The sequence below is a fragment of the Micromonospora parva genome (assembly GCF_040649675.1).
Classification (GTDB): domain Bacteria; phylum Actinomycetota; class Actinomycetes; order Mycobacteriales; family Micromonosporaceae; genus Micromonospora; species Micromonospora parva.
The window spans coordinates 484,947-501,858 of the sequence record NZ_JBEZFX010000001.1; the positions used below are offsets into that span (position 1 = coordinate 484,947).

The window sequence follows — 16,912 nt, forward strand, 5'->3', positions numbered from 1 at the left end:
GATGCTGAGGCTGGTCAGCCGGCGCGCCCGCGCGCAGTGGCCGTTGCTGGCGGCCCTCCTCGGGGTCGTCACCATCGGCGCGACACTGCTGGGCACCTGCACCCTGCTGGTCACCCGCACCGCCGAGCGGGCACTGGAGATCGCCATGGCCGACGCCGCCCCCGCCGCCGTCGACGTGACCGTCTACACCGGCACCGTCGAGGGCCCGGACGCGCGCTCCGTCGCCGCCGACACCCGCGCCGTGGTGACCTCCGCGCTCGCACCGTTCCCCGCGACGACGACCGCGCGGGCGTCGACGGTGCTACGGGCGCTGCCGCCCGCGCTCGCCCCGGGCACCACAGTGCCGGCCCAGGCGTACCTGTCGGGGCTGGACGACCTGCCGGCCCGAGCCGAGCTGATCACCGGACGCTGGCCGCGGCACCCGGGCGACGCGGTGCTGCTGGAGTCCACCGCCCAACTGCTCGGCCTCACCCCCGGTCGCCAGGTGCGCCTCGGCGCCGAACTGGCCCACGCCCCCGTCCCGGCCGTCGATGTGACAGTCGTCGGCGTGGTTCGCCCGCTGCCGGGGCGCGGCTGGGACCGCGACCCGTTGGCCGCGGCCGGCTCGGCCATCGGCTACCGCGACGGTCGCTTCATGCAGCCGGTCAACGCCTACGGCCCGTTCCTCGTCGACCTCGCCGACCTGGTCAACACCGGCGCCACAGTGGATCGGATGGAGGTCACCGCCCACCCGGACCTGTCCAACCCCAACCGCCGCGACCTGGAGACCGTGGCCGGGGCCATCCGCAGCGCCGACCGCCGGCTGGCCGGCACCCTCGGTGACCGCGTCCAGCTCGCCCGGGTCTCCTCCGACCTGTCGTCGACAGTGCGGGCAGCCGACGACCAGCAGCACGTCACCGCCGCCGTCGTGCTCGCCATCGCCGTCCTCGGCGGTGTCCTGGCCGCGACGGCACTCGTCCTCGCCGGCCGGCTGACCGCGGACCTGCGCGCCGACGAGACCGCCCTACGGTCCGCCCTGGGCACCAGCCGCCGCCAACTCGCCGCCACCGCGACACTCGAGGCCGGGCTCGTCGCCGCCGTCGCCGCCGCGCTCGCGACACCGGCCTCGTCGGTGGTGCACGCCGGCCTGACCCACCTGCCGCCGCTGGACCGCGCCGGCCTGACCGTCGGGCCGGGCGTCACCGGCGCCCAGGTCCTCGCGGTCGTCGGCGGCGCGCTGGCGCTCGCCGCCGTACTCACCGTCCTGGCGGTCCGGCCCGCCCCGGCGGCCGGCGACCGGCGTACCCGCCGGGAACTGCTGGCCCGCTCCGGCGCCGACCTGGTGCTCGCGGTGTTCGCCGCCGCCGGCTGGTGGCAGCTGTACGCGCAGCCCACCGCCGCCAGCCCCCGCGCCGACGCGGTCCGGGTGCTCGCGCCGGCGCTGTTGCTCACCGCCGGCGCCGCACTGGCGCTCCGGGTGGTGCTACCCGCCCTGCGCGGCGCCGACCGGCTGGCGTACCGCGCCCGCGGGCTGGCGCTTCCGCTGGCGCTCTCCGAGGCCGCCCGCCGGCCGCAGGCGGTCGCCGCCGGGCTGCTCGTCGGGCTGGCCTGCGCGGCCGGAACGTTCGGCGTCGCCTTCGACAGCACGTGGCACCAGTCGCAGCGCGACCAGGGGGCGCTGTCCGTCGGCACCGACCTGGCACTGACCCTCAGCACGGCACCGGTGCCCGGAGACGGCGCGGTCGTCAGCGCGGCCACCGCCGGGGCGGTGAGCCCGGTCCTGCACCGTGGCACCGCCGTCGGTCAGTGGCTCGGCACCGCCGGCGATCCGGCACGTCTGGTCGCCGTGGACACCACCCGCGCCGACGCGCTGCTGCGCGGGCGGCTGGACGGCGACCGCGGCTGGGCGGAGCTGGGTGCCACGCTGGCCCCACCCACCCGCGTCACCGGCCTCGCCGTCGCGGCCAACGCCCCGCTCGTCCTGAGCGGAACCGCTGCCGGCGACACCCCGCTCGCCGTGACGCCCCGGCTGCTGCTGCAGGACGCCACCGGCCTCCGCACGTCCTGCACCGGTCCCGCCCTCCCGCTCGACGGCCGGGAGTTGCGGCTGCCCAGCTGCGCGACCGCTGCCGGGCTGCGCCTCGTCGCGGTCGCCCTGCCGGTCGTCGCCGACCCGGCCGGCGGCACCGTCGCCGTGGCCGTCACGCTCACCGTGCCGTCCGCCGGGTCGACCGAGACACCCGCTGACGGATCGGACTGGACCGCGACGTCCGCGCCGCCGGTGCCGAACAAGGTGACCGACCCGAGCATCACGCTGTCCGCCACACCGGCCGGAACCGCGCTGCGGATGGCCGCGACCGTCGAGCTCGACGGCGCCCCGGACGCCGCCCGGACCCTCGTCGCCACCGCCTTCCCGGACCCCGGCCCGGTGCCCGTCGCCGTCTCCGCCCGCTTCGCCAGCGAGGTGGGTGCGCACCCGGGCAGCACGCTCAGCGTCACCGTCGGCATCACGCCCGTCCCGGTCATCGTCACCGAGGTCGTGCCGACGGTGCCGTCCGCCCCGGGCGCCGTCGCCGTCCTGGCCGACCTGGACATGCTGTCGCGCGCCCGCGCCGTCACCGGCGACCTGACGTTCCCGGTCGACGCCTGGTGGGTCGGTCACCCCGCCGGCCCCGGTGCCGTCGAGCGGGCCACCGCCCTGCACCTGGGCACCGTCGCGACCCGTGAGTCGGAGACCGCCCGCCTCATCGGCGGTCCGCTGCGCGCCGGGGTGCCGGGCGCGCTCCGGCTCATCGTCCCGGCCGCGGCCCTGCTGCTGCTCGCCGGCGTCGTCCTGCACGTCACCTGCGACCTGCAGGTCCGCGCCGTCGAGGTGGCGCGGCTGCGCGGCCTGGGAATGTCCCGGCGCGGCATCCGGGCGGTGCTGCTCGGCCAGCACGCCGGCGTGCTGCTGCCCCTGCTCGCGGCGGGCGCGGCCGTCGGCGCGCTCGCCACCGGGGTCGTCGCTCCCCTGCTCGTACGCTCCGACACCGGCGCCGCGCCCATCCCGGCCGCCCAGCCACACTGGCCGTGGCCAGCCGAGGCCGCACTGCTCGCCGTACTGCTGGCCGGCTGCCTGCTGGCGGTCGCCGTCGTGGTCACCGTCCAGGTCCGCCGGGCCGACGCCGCGCACCTGCGGGTGGCACCGTGAACCGGTGGCTGACCCGCCGGTGGCCGGCGCCGCACTGGCCGAGCATCCGTGGCCGGGCCCGTGCCGACGCTGGTCCGCTGCTGCTCACCGCCGCCGTCATCGCGGCCGTCGCACTGCTCGCCGGGGCCGTGCCGGCGCTGCTGCGCGCCGCCGCCGACGACGCCGTCCAGGACGCGGTCCGCCGCGCCGGCAACGACGCGAACGTCCTCGTACACGCCGACTGGGAACGCGACGACGGCCCCAACGGCGGGCGGATCCGGACCGCCGGTCTCGCCGACGACGTCGAGGACTTCCGCGCCCGGGCGACATACGCGCTCGGGGCCGACCTGGACGCCGCGCTGCTCCCGCCCGTCGCCGTCGTCAGCGGCCCGATCCTCAGCATCACCGAGGGCAGCGTGCCGCGTACCTTCCAGTTCACCTACCTGGCCGGCGACCGCGACGGCCCGGCGGTGACCTGGATCGCCGGTAGTGCGCCCGGTTCGCCCTTCCCCGACGAGCCCGTCGAAGCCCCCTACGACGGGCCGCCCTGGCCGGTGCAGGTCGGCCTCGCCGAGACGGCCGCCGCCGCACTCAACCTCGGCCCCGGCGATCGGCTCCCGGTCAAGGACGGCCAGGGACGCGACAGGGACGTGCGGATCAGCGGGATCTACCGACCCGCGGACAGCACCGACAGCACCTGGCGACTCGCCCCGGCGCTCCTGGGCCCCCTGCCCGGCGCTGACGGTGTGGGGATCACCCGGTTCGCCGGCCTGCTGTCACGCGAGTCGCTACCGGACGCCCGGCTCGCCGTCGACCAGGACCAACTGCGGCGCACTGTCCACTTCGCCCCCGAACCTGGCGCGCTCACCTGGGACACCACAGCGGCGCTCGCCAACCAGGTGGTCGCGCTCAAGGCGGCCTCCGGCTCATCAGGCGCCCGCGACGGGTCCCTGCGCTGGGAATCGCAGCTCGACACCACACTGCGCGACGCCCGTACGCGCGGCAACGCCGCTTCCGCGCAGGCCGCCGTCCTGCTCACCGGGATCCTGACCGTCACGGTACTGGTCCTGCTGCTCGCCGCCGCGCTACTGGTCCACCGCCGCACCCCGGCGCTGGGCGCCGCCCGGCAGCGCGGGGCGGCGTTACCCGACCTGGCCGCGGAGCTGACCATCGAGTCCACAGTGGTGTCGGTGTCGGCCGCCGCCGTCGGGCTCGCGCTCGCCCGCGCGGTCACTCCGGGCGTCTCCTGGACCTGGGCCGTTCCCGTGGTCCTGGCCGGCGCGGTCGCCGGGCCGGCGTTCGGCACCCTCGCCGCCGCCCGCGCCAGCCGCGACCGACGCCAGCCCGCCAACCCGGCCGCTCGGCGCTGGATCCGGGTCACCGGTCAGCTGCGCCGCGCCGCAGTGGAGGCGGCTGTCCTGATCGCCGCGGTCGCCGGGTTCGTCACACTGCACCAGCGTGGGCTCCTGCCCGACGCCGCCGACGGCGACACCGGTGAGCTGACCGGCGACCTGGTCCTGCCGATCAGCGCCCTCGCTCTGGGCGGGCTCGTCGGCGCGCTGGTCCTGCTCCGGCTGCTGCCCCTCGGGGCGCGGTTCGCGCTCCGCCAGGCGCTGCGCTCGCGTCGCCCGCTGGCCGTGTTCAGTGCCGCCCGGGCGGCCACCACGGCCGGGCGCGCGTTGCCGCTGCTGGTTCTCGTCAGCGCCACGGCGCTCGCGTCGTTCGCGCTCATCCTCGGCAGCACCGTCACCCGGGGTCTGGCCGACGGCGCGTGGAGCACCGTCGGCGCCGACGCCCGCCTCGACCTCGGCACCGACGCGCAGGCGGCGACGCCCGCACTGGCCGAACGCGTCGCCGCCGCACCCGGGGTGCAGCAGGTCGTCGTCGCGCAGGTGACCGACTCGGCGCGCGTCTTCGCCGAATCGACGCTGTTCACGCCCCGCCTGGTCGTCGTGGACGCCGCCGCGTTCCAGCGCCTGCTGGCCACCACCCCGTTGCCCGACGCGCCGGCGCTGGCCCGGCTCACCGCACCGGCTCCCACCCCCGGGGACGTACCGGCGTTGGTCCTGTCGAACGACAGCGAACTGCGGACCGCCGCCCGGCTGCAGCTACCCCGCGACGACGCCCCGGCGATCCGTCTCGCCGCGGTCGGTACCGCGCCCGCCGTCGGCGGCGCCGGCGACGTCGTCGTCGTGGACGCCACGGCCCTCGCCGCCGCCGGCCTGCCCGCCGTGGCGAACACCGTCTGGGTGACCGGTCCCGGCGCGGCGCGGGCCGTGACGAACAGCGGCGTCGCCGCCGACGTCGTGCTGCGCGCGGACGTCCTGCGCGCGCAGCGGGTGGCTCCGCTGACCGCGGGGCTGCTGCGGCTGGCGTGGACGGCCGCCGCGGTGCTGGTGGCGCTGGGGCTGCTCGGCCTCCTGCTGGCTGCCGCCGCCGGTACGTCGGAGCGCTGGCACACACTGGTCCGGCTGCGCACCCTCGGCCTGCGGCCCCGCGACGCCCGCTGGGTCGCCGCCGGAGAGCTGCTGCCGCCGGTCGTGGTCACCGCCGGGTACGGCCCACTACTCGGGGCACTGCTGGCCCGCCTGACGCTCGGCCCGCTCGACCTGCGGCTGCTCACCGGCCAGCCCGGCGACCCGGCGACGGTCCTGCCGTGGTGGCTGCTCGGCCTGGTGGGCGTGGTGCTGCTGGCGGTGGCCGCCACTGTCGTCCCGGTCGAGTCGGCGCTGCGGCGACGCGACCGGCTCAGTGAGGTGCTCCGCGCCGGCGAGTGAACAGACGCCCCCGGTGGTGCGGGCCGGAACGCCGAGGCCCGTCACCGGATGTCCGGTAACGGGCCAGTCGATGTGCCGGTGGAGATGGTGGGCGATACTGGGTTTGAACCAGTGACCTCTTCCGTGTCAAGGAAGCGCGCTCCCACTGCGCCAATCGCCCGTGGTGGCCCCCCGTGGGGGGCGGATCGCGAGCGGACGACGGGATTCGAACCCGCGACCCTCACCTTGGCAAGGTGATGCGCTACCAGCTGCGCTACGTCCGCACGTCCCCGACTCGCGTCGGCGACAGGTGAACTCTACCCGATGCCAAGATCGCTTGGCACAGCACCCTGGCCCGTCGGCGGTTGCGCTGGTCGCCACCGGGGTACTGAAGGGCTCGACAGCGCACCACACCCCCTTAAGGAGGCTGTCGTGGGTATCGGCACCAGCATCTTCCTGATCGCGCTCGGCGCGATCCTCACCTTCGCACTGGACGCGAGCGTCGGCGGCATCAACCTCGACGTGGTCGGCTGGATCCTGATGGGCGCCGGGCTGCTCGGCCTGATCATGACCACGCTGATCTGGGGTCGCCGCCGTCAGGTGGTCACCACCACCGAACAGCCGGTGGAGTACCGCCAGGTCGAGGAACGGCGGGACATCGCGCCGCCGCTGTGACCCGGCCCCCCGGCGCCGCTGACGGCGCCGCCCGGATCACCGTGACGCCGAGCCGGTCGCCCCGCTGAGGGACGGCCGGCTCGGCGCACGACGACCTTGGATACGCCGGACAGCGCGCGGCGCAGCCACACCGCTCAGCGCATCAGCGCGTTGAGGGTGCCGTAGTCGAGGGCGTCCGCCAGCGCGCCGTACGTGCCCGCGCCGAGCGCCTCATCCGCCGCGCGGCGGGCGACCGTGTACGCGGCCTCCGCGACCGAGGAGCCGAGGCTCACCCGGGCCACCCCCAGCCGGGCCAACTCCGGCACTGTCGGCGCACCGGGCCCGGCCAGCACGTTCAGCGGCGCCGGCACCGGTCGCACCAGCTCTCGGATGGTCGCCGGGTCGACCACCCCCGGCACGAAGATGCCGTCCGCGCCGGCCGCGAGGTAGGCATACGCTCGGGTCAGCGTCTCGTCGACGCCCCCGGCGCCGCTGAGGAACGTGTCGATCCGGGCGTTGACGAAGAGCGGCAGGCCTGGTGGTGACCCACCGAAGGGGCCGGTCGTTGCTCAGTGCCCGCACCGACCTCGCCGAGGTCCGGGTTACCGGGCGGCCCGCTGGTGAGCGGTCAGTCCAGGCAGGTGAGCGCGACCTCGGCGTACCGCGTCAGCGCCGCCCGGTCCGGGGTGATGGCGCCCATCACGCGCAGACCCTGGAGGCTGGTCACCAGGAAGCCGGCCAGGTCGGTGGCGCTGCGGTCGGTGGTGATCTGACCTCGCAACTGGGCCTCGGCGAGCAGGTCGTAGAGCGCCAACTCCAGGGACTGGGTGGTCGAGCGGAGCCGCTCGGCGACCCGCACGTCCTGGTGCGCGCGTTCCATCGAGGCGCCGACGATGAGGCAGGAGAGGTGCCGGCCGTCGCCGGTGATGTCGTCCACCGCGCCGATGAAGACCTCGCGGATGACCGCTCGCGCGTCGTTGCCGGAGCGCAGCAGATCGACCATCGGGGCGGCGTAGCGCTGCCGGTACAGGTCGAGCACCGCCAGGTAGAGGCCGTCCTTGCTGCCGAACGCGGCGTAGATCGAGCCGCTGCCCAGGCCGGTCGCCTCGGAGAGGTCACGCATGGAGGTGCCCTCGTAACCCTTTCTCCGGAACACGTCCATGGCAGCGTTGACCGCGGCGTCGAGGTCGAACTCCCGGGTGCGTGCCATGACCGAACCCTACCCACTATCTGGAACGATCGACAAAGTACCGCCGGTCACAGCCGCCGGGCCGGCCGTTTCCCCTGCTCGGGGCAGGTGCCGGCCACCGCGTTACGATCCAGATCATGGAGCCTCTCGACACGGTGCTGGCCGCGCACCGGGCGTACCTGCTCGGGTGGAACATCGGCGTCACCGGAGGCCCGGACCTCCCGACCTACCGCAGTGACGTGCCGCACGCGCCGCTCAACGGCGTGCTGCGGGTAGCCGGGCGCACCCCGCACGACGCGCTCACCGAGGCCCGGCAACGCCTGCACGGCGTACCCCGGATCTGGTGGGTCGGCCCGGACAGCGACGCCGGCAGCGCGGACGCCCTGATCTCCCTCGGCGCGGTGGAGGTCGCCCGTATGCCGATCATGACGGTGGAGATCGGGGAGGCGGCCGATGTGCCGACGCCCGCCGGCGTGCACATCGCCGAGACCGCCGACCTCGCCGCGTTCGTCCCGGCCTATGCCCGGGTGTCCGGAATTCCGGCGGACGGTGTGGCGGCGACGATCGAACGGGAGAAGGCGTTCACCGGCGACGGCACGCTGCTCCGGCTGGCCGGCCACCTCGATGACGGTCGGGTCGTCGCGACGGCCGTCGCCTGGATCAGCCACGGCCTGGTCACGCTCTACTTCGTCGGCACCCAGCCGGAGCAGCGCCGCCGGGGCATCGGTGCGGCCATGACCAGGGCCGCCCTGGATCTGGCCGCCGAGCGGGGCGTCCGCACCGCCGCCCTCACCTCGTCGGCGATCGGTGAGTCGGTCTACCGCAGCCTCGGTTTCCGGCCGGTGGGCGAGTTCCGCCTGCTGACCTTCTGACGACGAGCGGGCGCCGGCCGGCGCAAACCATTGACTACGCGGTTCAGACAGCGTTGTCTTTTACTGTCGCCTGGGGAGGTACGACAGTGATCGACGATGTGTCCCTCGTGTTCTGCGTGACCGCTGACGTGTCGGTGCGCGAACGGATGGTCCGGCGCCTCAACGGCCTGGGCACCCTGGTGATCTGCGCCGACCTCGCGGAGTTGCAGGCGATGATCGGCGGACCGGTGATCAGCGGCCCGGCCCGGGTCGCCACCTCCACCGCCGCGCCCACGCCCGCCCTCGTCGCAGCCGGCGCACCTGTCGGCGCGGCCGGTCAGATCAGCCTCGGCGACCTCACCATCGACCCGCTTGAGCACCGGGTGACGTGGCGCGGAGAACCGCTGGCCCTGACCCGACTCGAACGCAACCTGCTCACCCAGCTCGCCACCGCCCCGGTCGGCGTCTGGACGTACGAGCGGCTCTTCGAATCGGTCTGGGGCTGCGCGTTCCTCGGCGACACGTCGACCCTGCACTCGGCGGTGAAGCGGCTACGTCGCAAACTGCGCGCCGCCGACGACGTCCTGCGCGTGCACACCGTACGAGGCGTCGGCTACCGGCTCAGCGTCGACTGATGACGTGGCACCACAAGCGAAACGGCTCGTCACCGGGTCTTCCGGTGACGAGCCGTTCTCCTCTGGCCAGGTCCATCAGGTGCTCGCCGAGGTCTTTCGTGATCGTCCCTCGTAGGTCGGTCCTGGGACCCTCAACCGAGGTGGGTCGAGGGTCCGCGACCGATTCGGCTCACGAGCGGGCCGTGTGTATTTCAGTGCGAGCGTCGGTGGCCCCGGGAGTCGTTCGGCTCAGCAGGTCCGTGATCCAGGTGCGGACACGGGCCGTACGAATCCGAGCGTTGGCCCGGGTTGGGGGCGGGTGGACGAATCAGGACGTGGGCGGGTTGATCCGCAAACCGATGCCAGGTCGGAGCACCGGTTGGCGGTAGACGTACTGGAGTGCGCGGGTGCCTTCGGCGTTCTCGATGCCGATGACAGCGCCGCCGCCCCTTTCCTGGAACGTGCCGTCGAGATCGGCATAGACGAACGAGTATCCGCCGGTCTCGTGGATTATCAGTTGGAAGGAGACCCGGGTCAGATCGTCGACGTGGGACAGGACGTTGTGCCATTCGATGACGTACTGGCGGTTTGACCCGGTGCCGCGGATCTCCGCACGCACGGCAGCGTCGTCGTCCACTATCCAGTCGTGCCAGAACGGATAGATGGCCGCGTCGGGCCCGTAGTAGCCGTCCGGCTCCGCAAGACGGTCGGGGTACGAGTGGGACTCGCCCGGATCGACGAAGCTCAGATAGCCGTTGATGTCCAGCCAGCCATTGGCGTACCCCTGTCCGTACAGGGTGGTCGGGAATGGCAGGGTGATCGGGATATAGACGTCGTCGCCCGTCAGCGGTAGCGCCGGTCCGGTGACCGGGGTGAGCACCATCGGCTGCTCGGCGATGGTGTATCCGGCACCGGCCGGGGTCGTCGTGGTCGGGAAGTCCACAGTTCTTTGGGTGTTCGAGCCGACGTCGACAGACTCGACGGAGGAGCCCTTGCAGGCACCCGCGTGCAGCGTGGCGGTGATCGCGTGCGTGCCAGCTGGCACGTCCTCGATCTGGTATGTGCCGTTGGGTGCCGTCGTCGCGGCCAGGCCCGCCGTGGTGACGGTCGCGCCCGGTACCGCGGCGCCCTGGCAGCTGACGATGCCGGAGACGACACCGGTGCCCGGAGGGCTGGGCCGGAACACCACACCCTGACCGGATGTGAGCAGGGTGTCGTGGTGCAGGTACTGGAAGCCGATGGTGCCGGCACCGTTCTGGATCCCGACGGTGGCGCTGCCTCCCCGCTCGACGATGTTGGCTGGATCGATATCGGCGTAGGCGAAGGTCATGGTGCCGTCTTCGTCGAAGATCACTTCGAAGGACGCGCGCACCGTCGGGTCGCTGGAGTGGTGCACATTGCGCCACTCCACCACCCACTGCCGGTTCGGAGCCGTGCCCCGTGCGGCGGTGGCGATGGCGGCCGACTCGTCGACCACCCAGTCGTCCCACAGGACCGCTACCACGGGTTCCGGCTCATCATTGGGCCCCGGGGTCGGTATCGGTTGGCTTTGACGGAGGTCGCCGGGGTGCCGGAAGACGACGGCACCGCTCCAGGTGAGCCACACCGAGTTGTACGACTCACCGTAGATCTTGACGGGGAACGGCGCGTTCACCTGCCAGTGGTCCTCATCCTCCTCGGGAGCTACCTCGATCTGGGTGCCGGGGATGAAGGTCCGTGGTCCGGTCTCGCAGGTGTAGCCGAACTCGTCCCCGTCGACCATCACCGAGAGGTCAACATCCGAGGTGCCACCGGCATGGTTGACCACCTGCCTGGCGGACTGGCCGACGCAGCGGTTGTCGCTGGTCGAGGAGATCAGGACGTACTCGCCGACCGGCACGTTGGTGAACTGGTAGCCGCCGTCCGCGCCGGTGGTGACGGTCGTTCCGGTCGTGCTCATGGTCACGGTCGCCCCGGCGACAGGCGTGGAGGTCACCGCTGTGGTCAACGTGCCGGTGATCGTCCCCGACGCCGCAGGCGTGTACGTGATCGACGAGTGGGACGTCAGCGACGGTTCATGGGCGGAGAAGACCGCCGCGACGGTGCCGGAACCGTTCTCAAGGCCGATCACGGCCGCATCGCCACGTTGTCTCGGCGATGTCATCTCGCCGTAGTGGAAGACGATCCGCCCGTCCTCGTGGAGCACCAACTCGAACGTCGTCCGGTCAGATCCGTCGTAGAAGGCCATGTTGCGCCACTCCACGGCGAACGACCTGTTCGGCGCGACACCAGTGAGTTGGCTACGGATACTGGAGGACTCGTCGGCTACCAGGTCCTCCCAGAACGGGGCCACCACGGCGTTCGGCGCGTCGCCGTCTGGCAGGAACCCGTACCAGCCGAACGGATCGTCCTGTGGTTGGAAGCTCAGCAGTCCGTTGGTGTACACGGCAGCCGTGGAGTAGGTCCCGCCGTGGTATCGCATCGGGAACGGCAGGGTGACGGAGGTGGACTCGTCGTCGCCGGTCAGTGGGATGACCGTTGACGCCGCGACGTAGCCGGAGGCGCCGACCGTGCAGGCGTAGCCGAGGCCGCCGTAGTCCGGGCCGAGTTGCAGATTGCGGACGAGGTTGGCGTTCAACTCCACCTGGACCCGGGCCCTGCTCCCGCATCTGGTGTCCGGCACCGTGGAGACGGCGTAGCTGTCAGCGACCAGGTCGTCGAACGCCCACGCCCCACCCGCGCCGGTGACGGTCGACATACCGGACGGGTCCAGGGTCACCCTCGCCCCGACCACCGCGGCGCCGGCCGCGTTGACCAGCGTGCCGGACAGGTCGTGCAACGCCAGCGGACTGGCGGTCTCCGGGCGGCCGAACACGATCGCCCGGCCGCTGGCCAGGACCGCCTCGGCTGTGGAGTAGCGCAGCCCGTCCGCACCGGCCGGGGCCTCGATCCCGACCGCCGCCTGCGCTCCCTGCTCGACCGCGCCGTCAAGACTGTCGTAGTTGGTGGTCACCGTGCCGTCCGGCGCCAGGATCACCTCGAACGACACCCGCTGCGCGGTCGACGCTTTCCGGTGCACGTTGCGCCATTCGACCACGAACCGTTCGTTAGCTCCGGTACCCGTGGTCGCGGTCCGCACACTCGCCGAGGCGTCCACCACCAGGTCGTCCCAGAACGGTGCCACCACCGCGTTCGGCTCGGCAGGCGCCGGCAACGACCCACCTGTGTACGGATGCGAACCACCGGGGTCCGTGAAGGACAACAGCCCGTTCGTATCCAGCCACGCCGACCGGTACGCCTGACCGTAGAACGGGAAAGCAAACGGCAACCCGACCGCGGTCACCGCGTTGTCCCCCGACAACCCGACCACTGTGTCATTCGCCGCTGTGAAACTGTTCGCCTGCTCCGCGCAGGTGTACCCCGAATCATCTGAGTACGGGAACAGGTACAGGTCCAGCCACACACCCTGTCCATCGACCAGCAACTGCTGGCTGCCCGACAACCCGCACCGGCCACCCTTGACACCCGACACCGTGTATGTGCCGGGGGCGAAGCCGGAGAACGAGTATCCGCCGTCGCTGCCGGTGACCACCTGGAGGCCACCGGGTTCCAGCCTGACCGTGGCTCCGACGACCGGCATGAACGTCATGACATCGATCGCCACGCCGGACAGGATCGTGGCGGGCTTCACGACGAAGCTTCCCTGCGTCCTGCCACTGACCCGGTTGCCGTCATCGACCGCGACCACGTACAACGGGCGTTCACCAGTGATCGCGCCTACCGGCACCGACACGGTCGCCGTTCCGCCGGGCGCCGACGCGATCACCTCGTTGGCCAGCGACGTGTTGTCGGCACTCCACCGGAATTTCGTCACGTTGGTGTCACCACCGGCGCTGAACGTCACTGACATCTGCGCTCCAGCGGTGGCATTCGTGCCGTTCGGGAACGTCAGCACCGGTTGCAACGGCACCGCCAGCTCCGCGATCCTCGCCGCCGTCTCGACGAAGTTGTACATCCGCACGTCATCGATGTCACCGGGCCAGTTGTGCCCCAACATCCCCGCATACATCATCGCCCCGATGCGTAAGGGGCCCGTGGCATTGAAACCTGCGGTGACCGTCCCCGTGCCCGGCTGCAGCACACCATCGACGTAGAGACGGAAGGTCTTCGTACCTCCGTCGTACACACCGGCCAGGTGGGTCCATTTACCGATGACCGGAGCAGCGGTGGATGTGATGTTCTGCCCGCCCGACTGGTCCGCATCGGCCTCGTTCATCTGGAAGCCCCACCGGTTGGCCCCCATGATGTACCCCAACCAGAACGGCGCGGTCCGTGCGCCATCAGCAGCGACCGCCGCCTTGTGCCAGTTCGGAATAGCAGGCAGTCGCACCCGGGCGGTCACCGTGAAGCTGCTGTCCGTACGAACCGGGGTGATCACCCCGGTATCCGGGTGCGGATACTGCACCGGCCCCCCGGTCGAGGCATTGCCCTGGGCGCCATCCAGCACCAGCGCCTTGCCGACACCGGCCCGCCCGGTCACGCGGTCCGCCCCGGACCCGGACAGCGACACGGTGTTACCGTGCCCGGTCACGTCGGTGGCCGTACCAGTCGCCTCGTCGAACTCCCACTGCGCCGCAGGGCCACTGCCCGCGCGCACCGAGAACGTGTACGTGGCCGGCGTCGCCGAGAATCGACCAGCGTGATCCTTCGCCCACACCCACAACACGTTCACACCATCGTGACGCGGGAAAAGCGTCACCGACGCCCCGTAGTCCGTGGTTCGCGCCGGCACCGTTGCGGCTGCGGTCAACACACCCGAATCGAGTGTGTACGCATACTCCTTCACCTCATAGGCACGCGTCGACGGCGGCGCGATGTTGAACGTCCCGGCGAACGAGACCCCACCCCGGGGCGCACCATCCGCCGGATACTGGGACGACGTCACCGGCCCCGGTGTCGGCGGCGGCGTCGCGTCGACAGTGAACTCACACGTCCCCGACCAGTCCCCATAATGCGACCCGTCATACGTACGCGACTGCCACACGTACGTCCCACCATCGGTCAGCTTTCCTGCCGGAATCGCCTTCGACACCGACGACGGGTTACCCGACGCCTGCGACACCTTGTCCGTGTCATTACGCGCCCCGCCCAACGGCCACCAGTGGAACCAGGTCGTCAACGACTGCTGCGACGAATCCGGATCCGAATGCCTGACTGCCAGGATCGGCGTCTGTGTCAACACATACGGCCGATTCGCACCGGTGCCACACGTCTTACCGTCCGACAACCGATCGGAGGGCGCGCCCGGCTTCGTGTTGTACGTGATCGCCAGCTTCGGCGACGAGTGGTTGAACCGCTTCCACTGGTTCAACGTCCCCTCGCTCACCGCACGCAACCCCATGGTCAAACGCGACGAGTTGGCACCCGCCGCATGTGCCACCATCGCGGTGGCGTTGAACTCGACAGTGCCCGGCCCGGCGCAGCCGTGGACCGCGCCGTTCTTCCGGTTCGCTGCGGTCTGCGCGGTGTAGTTACCGTCCCAGACCGGCTGCTTGTCCCACGTCGTACCCGACGAGATCGGCCCCGTCATCCACAACTTGGCGTTGGATGCCGGGCTACACGTCCAGGAGTGCCGCTGCTCGATCCGGAACTTCGCGTCGAGAATGTACTTCCCGCGCACCGCGCTGGTGTCCATCTGGAAAATCGATCGGATGATGTGGTCGGCGCAGCCGGAGCAGTCCTCGGTCCGGCCCGCGCCCGCGGAACCGTTCGTCCCGCCGTTGGTCAGGGCGGTCGAGTTCTTCCAGAACGAACTGGTCGGATGCTTGCTCCACACCGACGTCCACTCGCCGCCGGCGATGCCGCCCGTCCAGGACGGGTCGATGAAGATTGGATACTTGGTGCCCGGATCGGTGAGCAGCTTCCGGTCCGGCACCACCGTCAACTCACCGCCGGTCACCTTCACCGGCATCACCGCCTGCCGCGCCCCCTGCGGCGCGGTTCCGGCCGGTGACGAGGGGGTCTTCGCCGCGGTGTCTGGCGCTGAGGACGGCTTGCCTGCCCCATCAGGGCCGACCCGTGCCGCGTCCGACTTCTTCGTCGGCGTCTGATCCGGTCCCGGTGACGTGGCCGCCTCCGGCAGCGGCGTGGAATCCCACATCAACGGAGCCGGCGCCTCGAAGACCTTCTTACCACTGCCATCCCGGGCGGCGAGCCCGCCACCCTCAGCCGCGGTGACCGTCACACCCTTCGTCGACAGACCGAAGCGCACCGCCGCCAACTTCGGATGCGCCGCCGCCGCCGGCGTACGCACCACCAACACCTCGGAGAAACCCGACACCAAGGCCGTCACCCGCAGGTCCACGTCCGGCAGCACGTTTCGATACACCGCCGAATCGCCCTCCACCACCGGCGCCGGCAATTTCCCCGGCCAGGACATACCCAACTCACGCTCACCATCGCGAACCCGAGCCAGCACCCCGTCACCACCCGGCGAGAACACCACCGGCAACACCGTCGCCCGCGGCACCACACCCTCCGCGGTCACCTTCAACGCCGTGTCCACGGGCACCCACGACGAACCCTTCCGCACCCGAACCGGCTCGATTCCCTCCTCCAACGTCCGCGACCCGTCAACGTTCAGGAACGTCTGCGAGTACTCCGTACGCTCAGCGAGAATCTCCACTCGACGACCACAGGTATCGACCATCTTCCTGGCCGCTGACGCATCAGTGGAAACATCCACACAGGACGCACGAGCTGGTGGGGCGGGTCGCGCCGACGCCGGGGACACCGGCAGCGCAACCGACGTGGCCGCCACCACAAACGCGACCAGCGCACATCCAGCGGCCCGAGGAGCCGTACGACGGGCACGCAGGAACCAGCGACCGCGACCGAACATTGAAGCCCCCGTGTGTCAGACCGCTACGGCTTGATCATTTTAAGTAGCGCCGTTATCGCCGTCAATACCGAAGGTTGTCAATTATTCACAGTTAGTGCTGGCCTCTTCCATTGGCCACCGGGTCCCATCTCAGTCGCCTCGAGAGGCATGGGCCTAAGCGCCTAATATGAGAGCTTTTTAACGCATTAGCAAACTGCCTGCCGCACACCCAGCAAGCGGGAGCACTTCCGACCGTGAAAGAGGGCCGGACAACAACATGCGCCCAGCGGTGCCCACCTACTTTTTGAAGGGCCAGGGCTCCGCGTCACTCCCATGTCAGGAGCATCACAAGCGAAACGGCTCGTCACCGGGTCTTCCGGTGACGAGCCGTTCTCCTCTGGTGGGCGATACTGGGTTTGAACCAGTGACCTCTTCCGTGTCAAGGAAGCGCGCTCCCACTGCGCCAATCGCCCGTGCTTGTTGCCGAGGTGGGGACGGGATTTGAACCCGCGTACACGGCTTTGCAGGCCGTTGCCTCGCCTCTCGGCCACCCCACCGAGGTTGCCCCCGTCATACGTGGCGGCAGCTCCGAGCGGACGACGGGATTCGAACCCGCGACCCTCACCTTGGCAAGGTGATGCGCTACCAGCTGCGCTACGTCCGCACGCCCCCGGACGTTCCCGGGTGACGGATGAGAACTTTAGCCGAGTAGGTGTTTGACTGCCAACTCGGGGTCGCCTCGGCGCGTCCCGGGTGGTCGGGGCTGGAGCGGAGTCACCCCCGACCAGCTTCCTAGGTGGCTGGCCTGGTGTCTGAATCCAGCACCGACCGTCACACTCCG

General features: G+C 71.4%; 8 protein-coding genes and 5 tRNA genes. 5 read left to right on the forward strand and 8 right to left on the reverse strand.

Going from position 1 to position 16,912, the window contains the following annotated elements:
• Position 1: 1 nt before the first annotated feature.
• Both AB0C03_RS02130 and AB0C03_RS02135 read left to right on the forward strand, forming a co-directional pair.
• Positions 2-3,169, forward strand: a complete 3,168-nt coding sequence (locus tag AB0C03_RS02130; protein WP_357633644.1) for an FtsX-like permease family protein — start codon at positions 2-4, stop codon at positions 3,167-3,169.
• Complete coding sequence (locus tag AB0C03_RS02135; RefSeq protein ID WP_357633647.1) at positions 3,166-5,925, forward strand: FtsX-like permease family protein; 2,760 nt, start codon at positions 3,166-3,168, stop codon at positions 5,923-5,925. Before AB0C03_RS02130 ends, AB0C03_RS02135 begins: the two co-directional genes overlap by 4 nt.
• A gap of 85 nt (positions 5,926-6,010) precedes the next feature.
• Here the strand turns inward: AB0C03_RS02135 and AB0C03_RS02140 are convergent.
• Positions 6,011-6,085: transfer RNA gene (locus AB0C03_RS02140), tRNA-Val, on the reverse strand.
• A gap of 30 nt (positions 6,086-6,115) precedes the next feature.
• Positions 6,116-6,188, reverse strand: a tRNA-Gly gene (locus AB0C03_RS02145).
• A gap of 148 nt (positions 6,189-6,336) precedes the next feature.
• Here AB0C03_RS02145 and AB0C03_RS02150 point away from each other — a divergent pair.
• A complete protein-coding gene (locus AB0C03_RS02150) occupies positions 6,337-6,579 on the forward strand; it encodes a DUF6458 family protein (RefSeq protein ID WP_030336096.1) in 243 nt (80 codons plus the stop codon).
• 134 nt (positions 6,580-6,713) lie between these two features.
• Here AB0C03_RS02150 and AB0C03_RS02155 read toward each other — a convergent pair whose 3' ends face one another.
• Together AB0C03_RS02155 and AB0C03_RS02160 are read right to left on the reverse strand one after the other, a co-directional pair.
• A complete protein-coding gene (locus AB0C03_RS02155) occupies positions 6,714-7,091 on the reverse strand; it encodes an isocitrate lyase/phosphoenolpyruvate mutase family protein (protein ID WP_081883999.1) in 378 nt (125 codons plus the stop codon).
• A 95-nt stretch (positions 7,092-7,186) separates the two neighbouring features.
• Positions 7,187-7,768 carry a TetR/AcrR family transcriptional regulator gene (locus AB0C03_RS02160; RefSeq protein WP_210863095.1) on the reverse strand — a complete coding sequence of 194 codons (582 nt, stop codon included), beginning with the start codon at positions 7,766-7,768 and terminating at the stop codon, positions 7,187-7,189.
• A 116-nt stretch (positions 7,769-7,884) separates the two neighbouring features.
• Here AB0C03_RS02160 and AB0C03_RS02165 point away from each other — a divergent pair, with 116 nt between their 5' ends.
• Positions 7,885-8,619, forward strand: a complete 735-nt coding sequence (locus AB0C03_RS02165) for a GNAT family N-acetyltransferase (RefSeq protein WP_051708774.1) — start codon at positions 7,885-7,887, stop codon at positions 8,617-8,619.
• A 146-nt stretch (positions 8,620-8,765) separates the two neighbouring features.
• Positions 8,766-9,233, forward strand: a complete 468-nt coding sequence (locus AB0C03_RS02170) for a winged helix-turn-helix domain-containing protein (protein WP_210866465.1) — start codon at positions 8,766-8,768, stop codon at positions 9,231-9,233.
• A 307-nt stretch (positions 9,234-9,540) separates the two neighbouring features.
• On the opposite strand, the gene AB0C03_RS02175 is transcribed toward AB0C03_RS02170, so the two are convergent.
• From AB0C03_RS02175 to AB0C03_RS02190, 4 genes are all read right to left on the reverse strand, one after another.
• A complete protein-coding gene (locus AB0C03_RS02175) occupies positions 9,541-15,876 on the reverse strand; it encodes a carboxypeptidase regulatory-like domain-containing protein (RefSeq protein WP_357633651.1) in 6,336 nt (2,111 codons plus the stop codon).
• A 593-nt stretch (positions 15,877-16,469) separates the two neighbouring features.
• Positions 16,470-16,544 (reverse strand) — tRNA-Val (locus tag AB0C03_RS02180).
• 13 nt (positions 16,545-16,557) lie between these two features.
• Positions 16,558-16,628, reverse strand: a tRNA-Cys gene (locus tag AB0C03_RS02185).
• A gap of 34 nt (positions 16,629-16,662) precedes the next feature.
• Positions 16,663-16,735 (reverse strand) — tRNA-Gly (locus tag AB0C03_RS02190).
• Between the last annotated feature and the right edge of the window lie 177 nt (positions 16,736-16,912).

Excerpts from the sequence above, each read along its gene's own strand:
- AB0C03_RS02165 (WP_051708774.1), top strand. The coding sequence starts at position 7,885 with ATGGAGCCTCTCGACACGGTGCTGGCCGCGCACCGGGCGTACCTGCTC.
- AB0C03_RS02160 (WP_210863095.1), bottom strand. The coding sequence starts at position 7,768 with ATGGCACGCACCCGGGAGTTCGACCTCGACGCCGCGGTCAACGCTGCC.
- AB0C03_RS02130 (WP_357633644.1), top strand. The coding sequence starts at position 2 with ATGCTGAGGCTGGTCAGCCGGCGCGCCCGCGCGCAGTGGCCGTTGCTG.
- AB0C03_RS02170 (WP_210866465.1), top strand. The coding sequence starts at position 8,766 with ATGGTCCGGCGCCTCAACGGCCTGGGCACCCTGGTGATCTGCGCCGAC.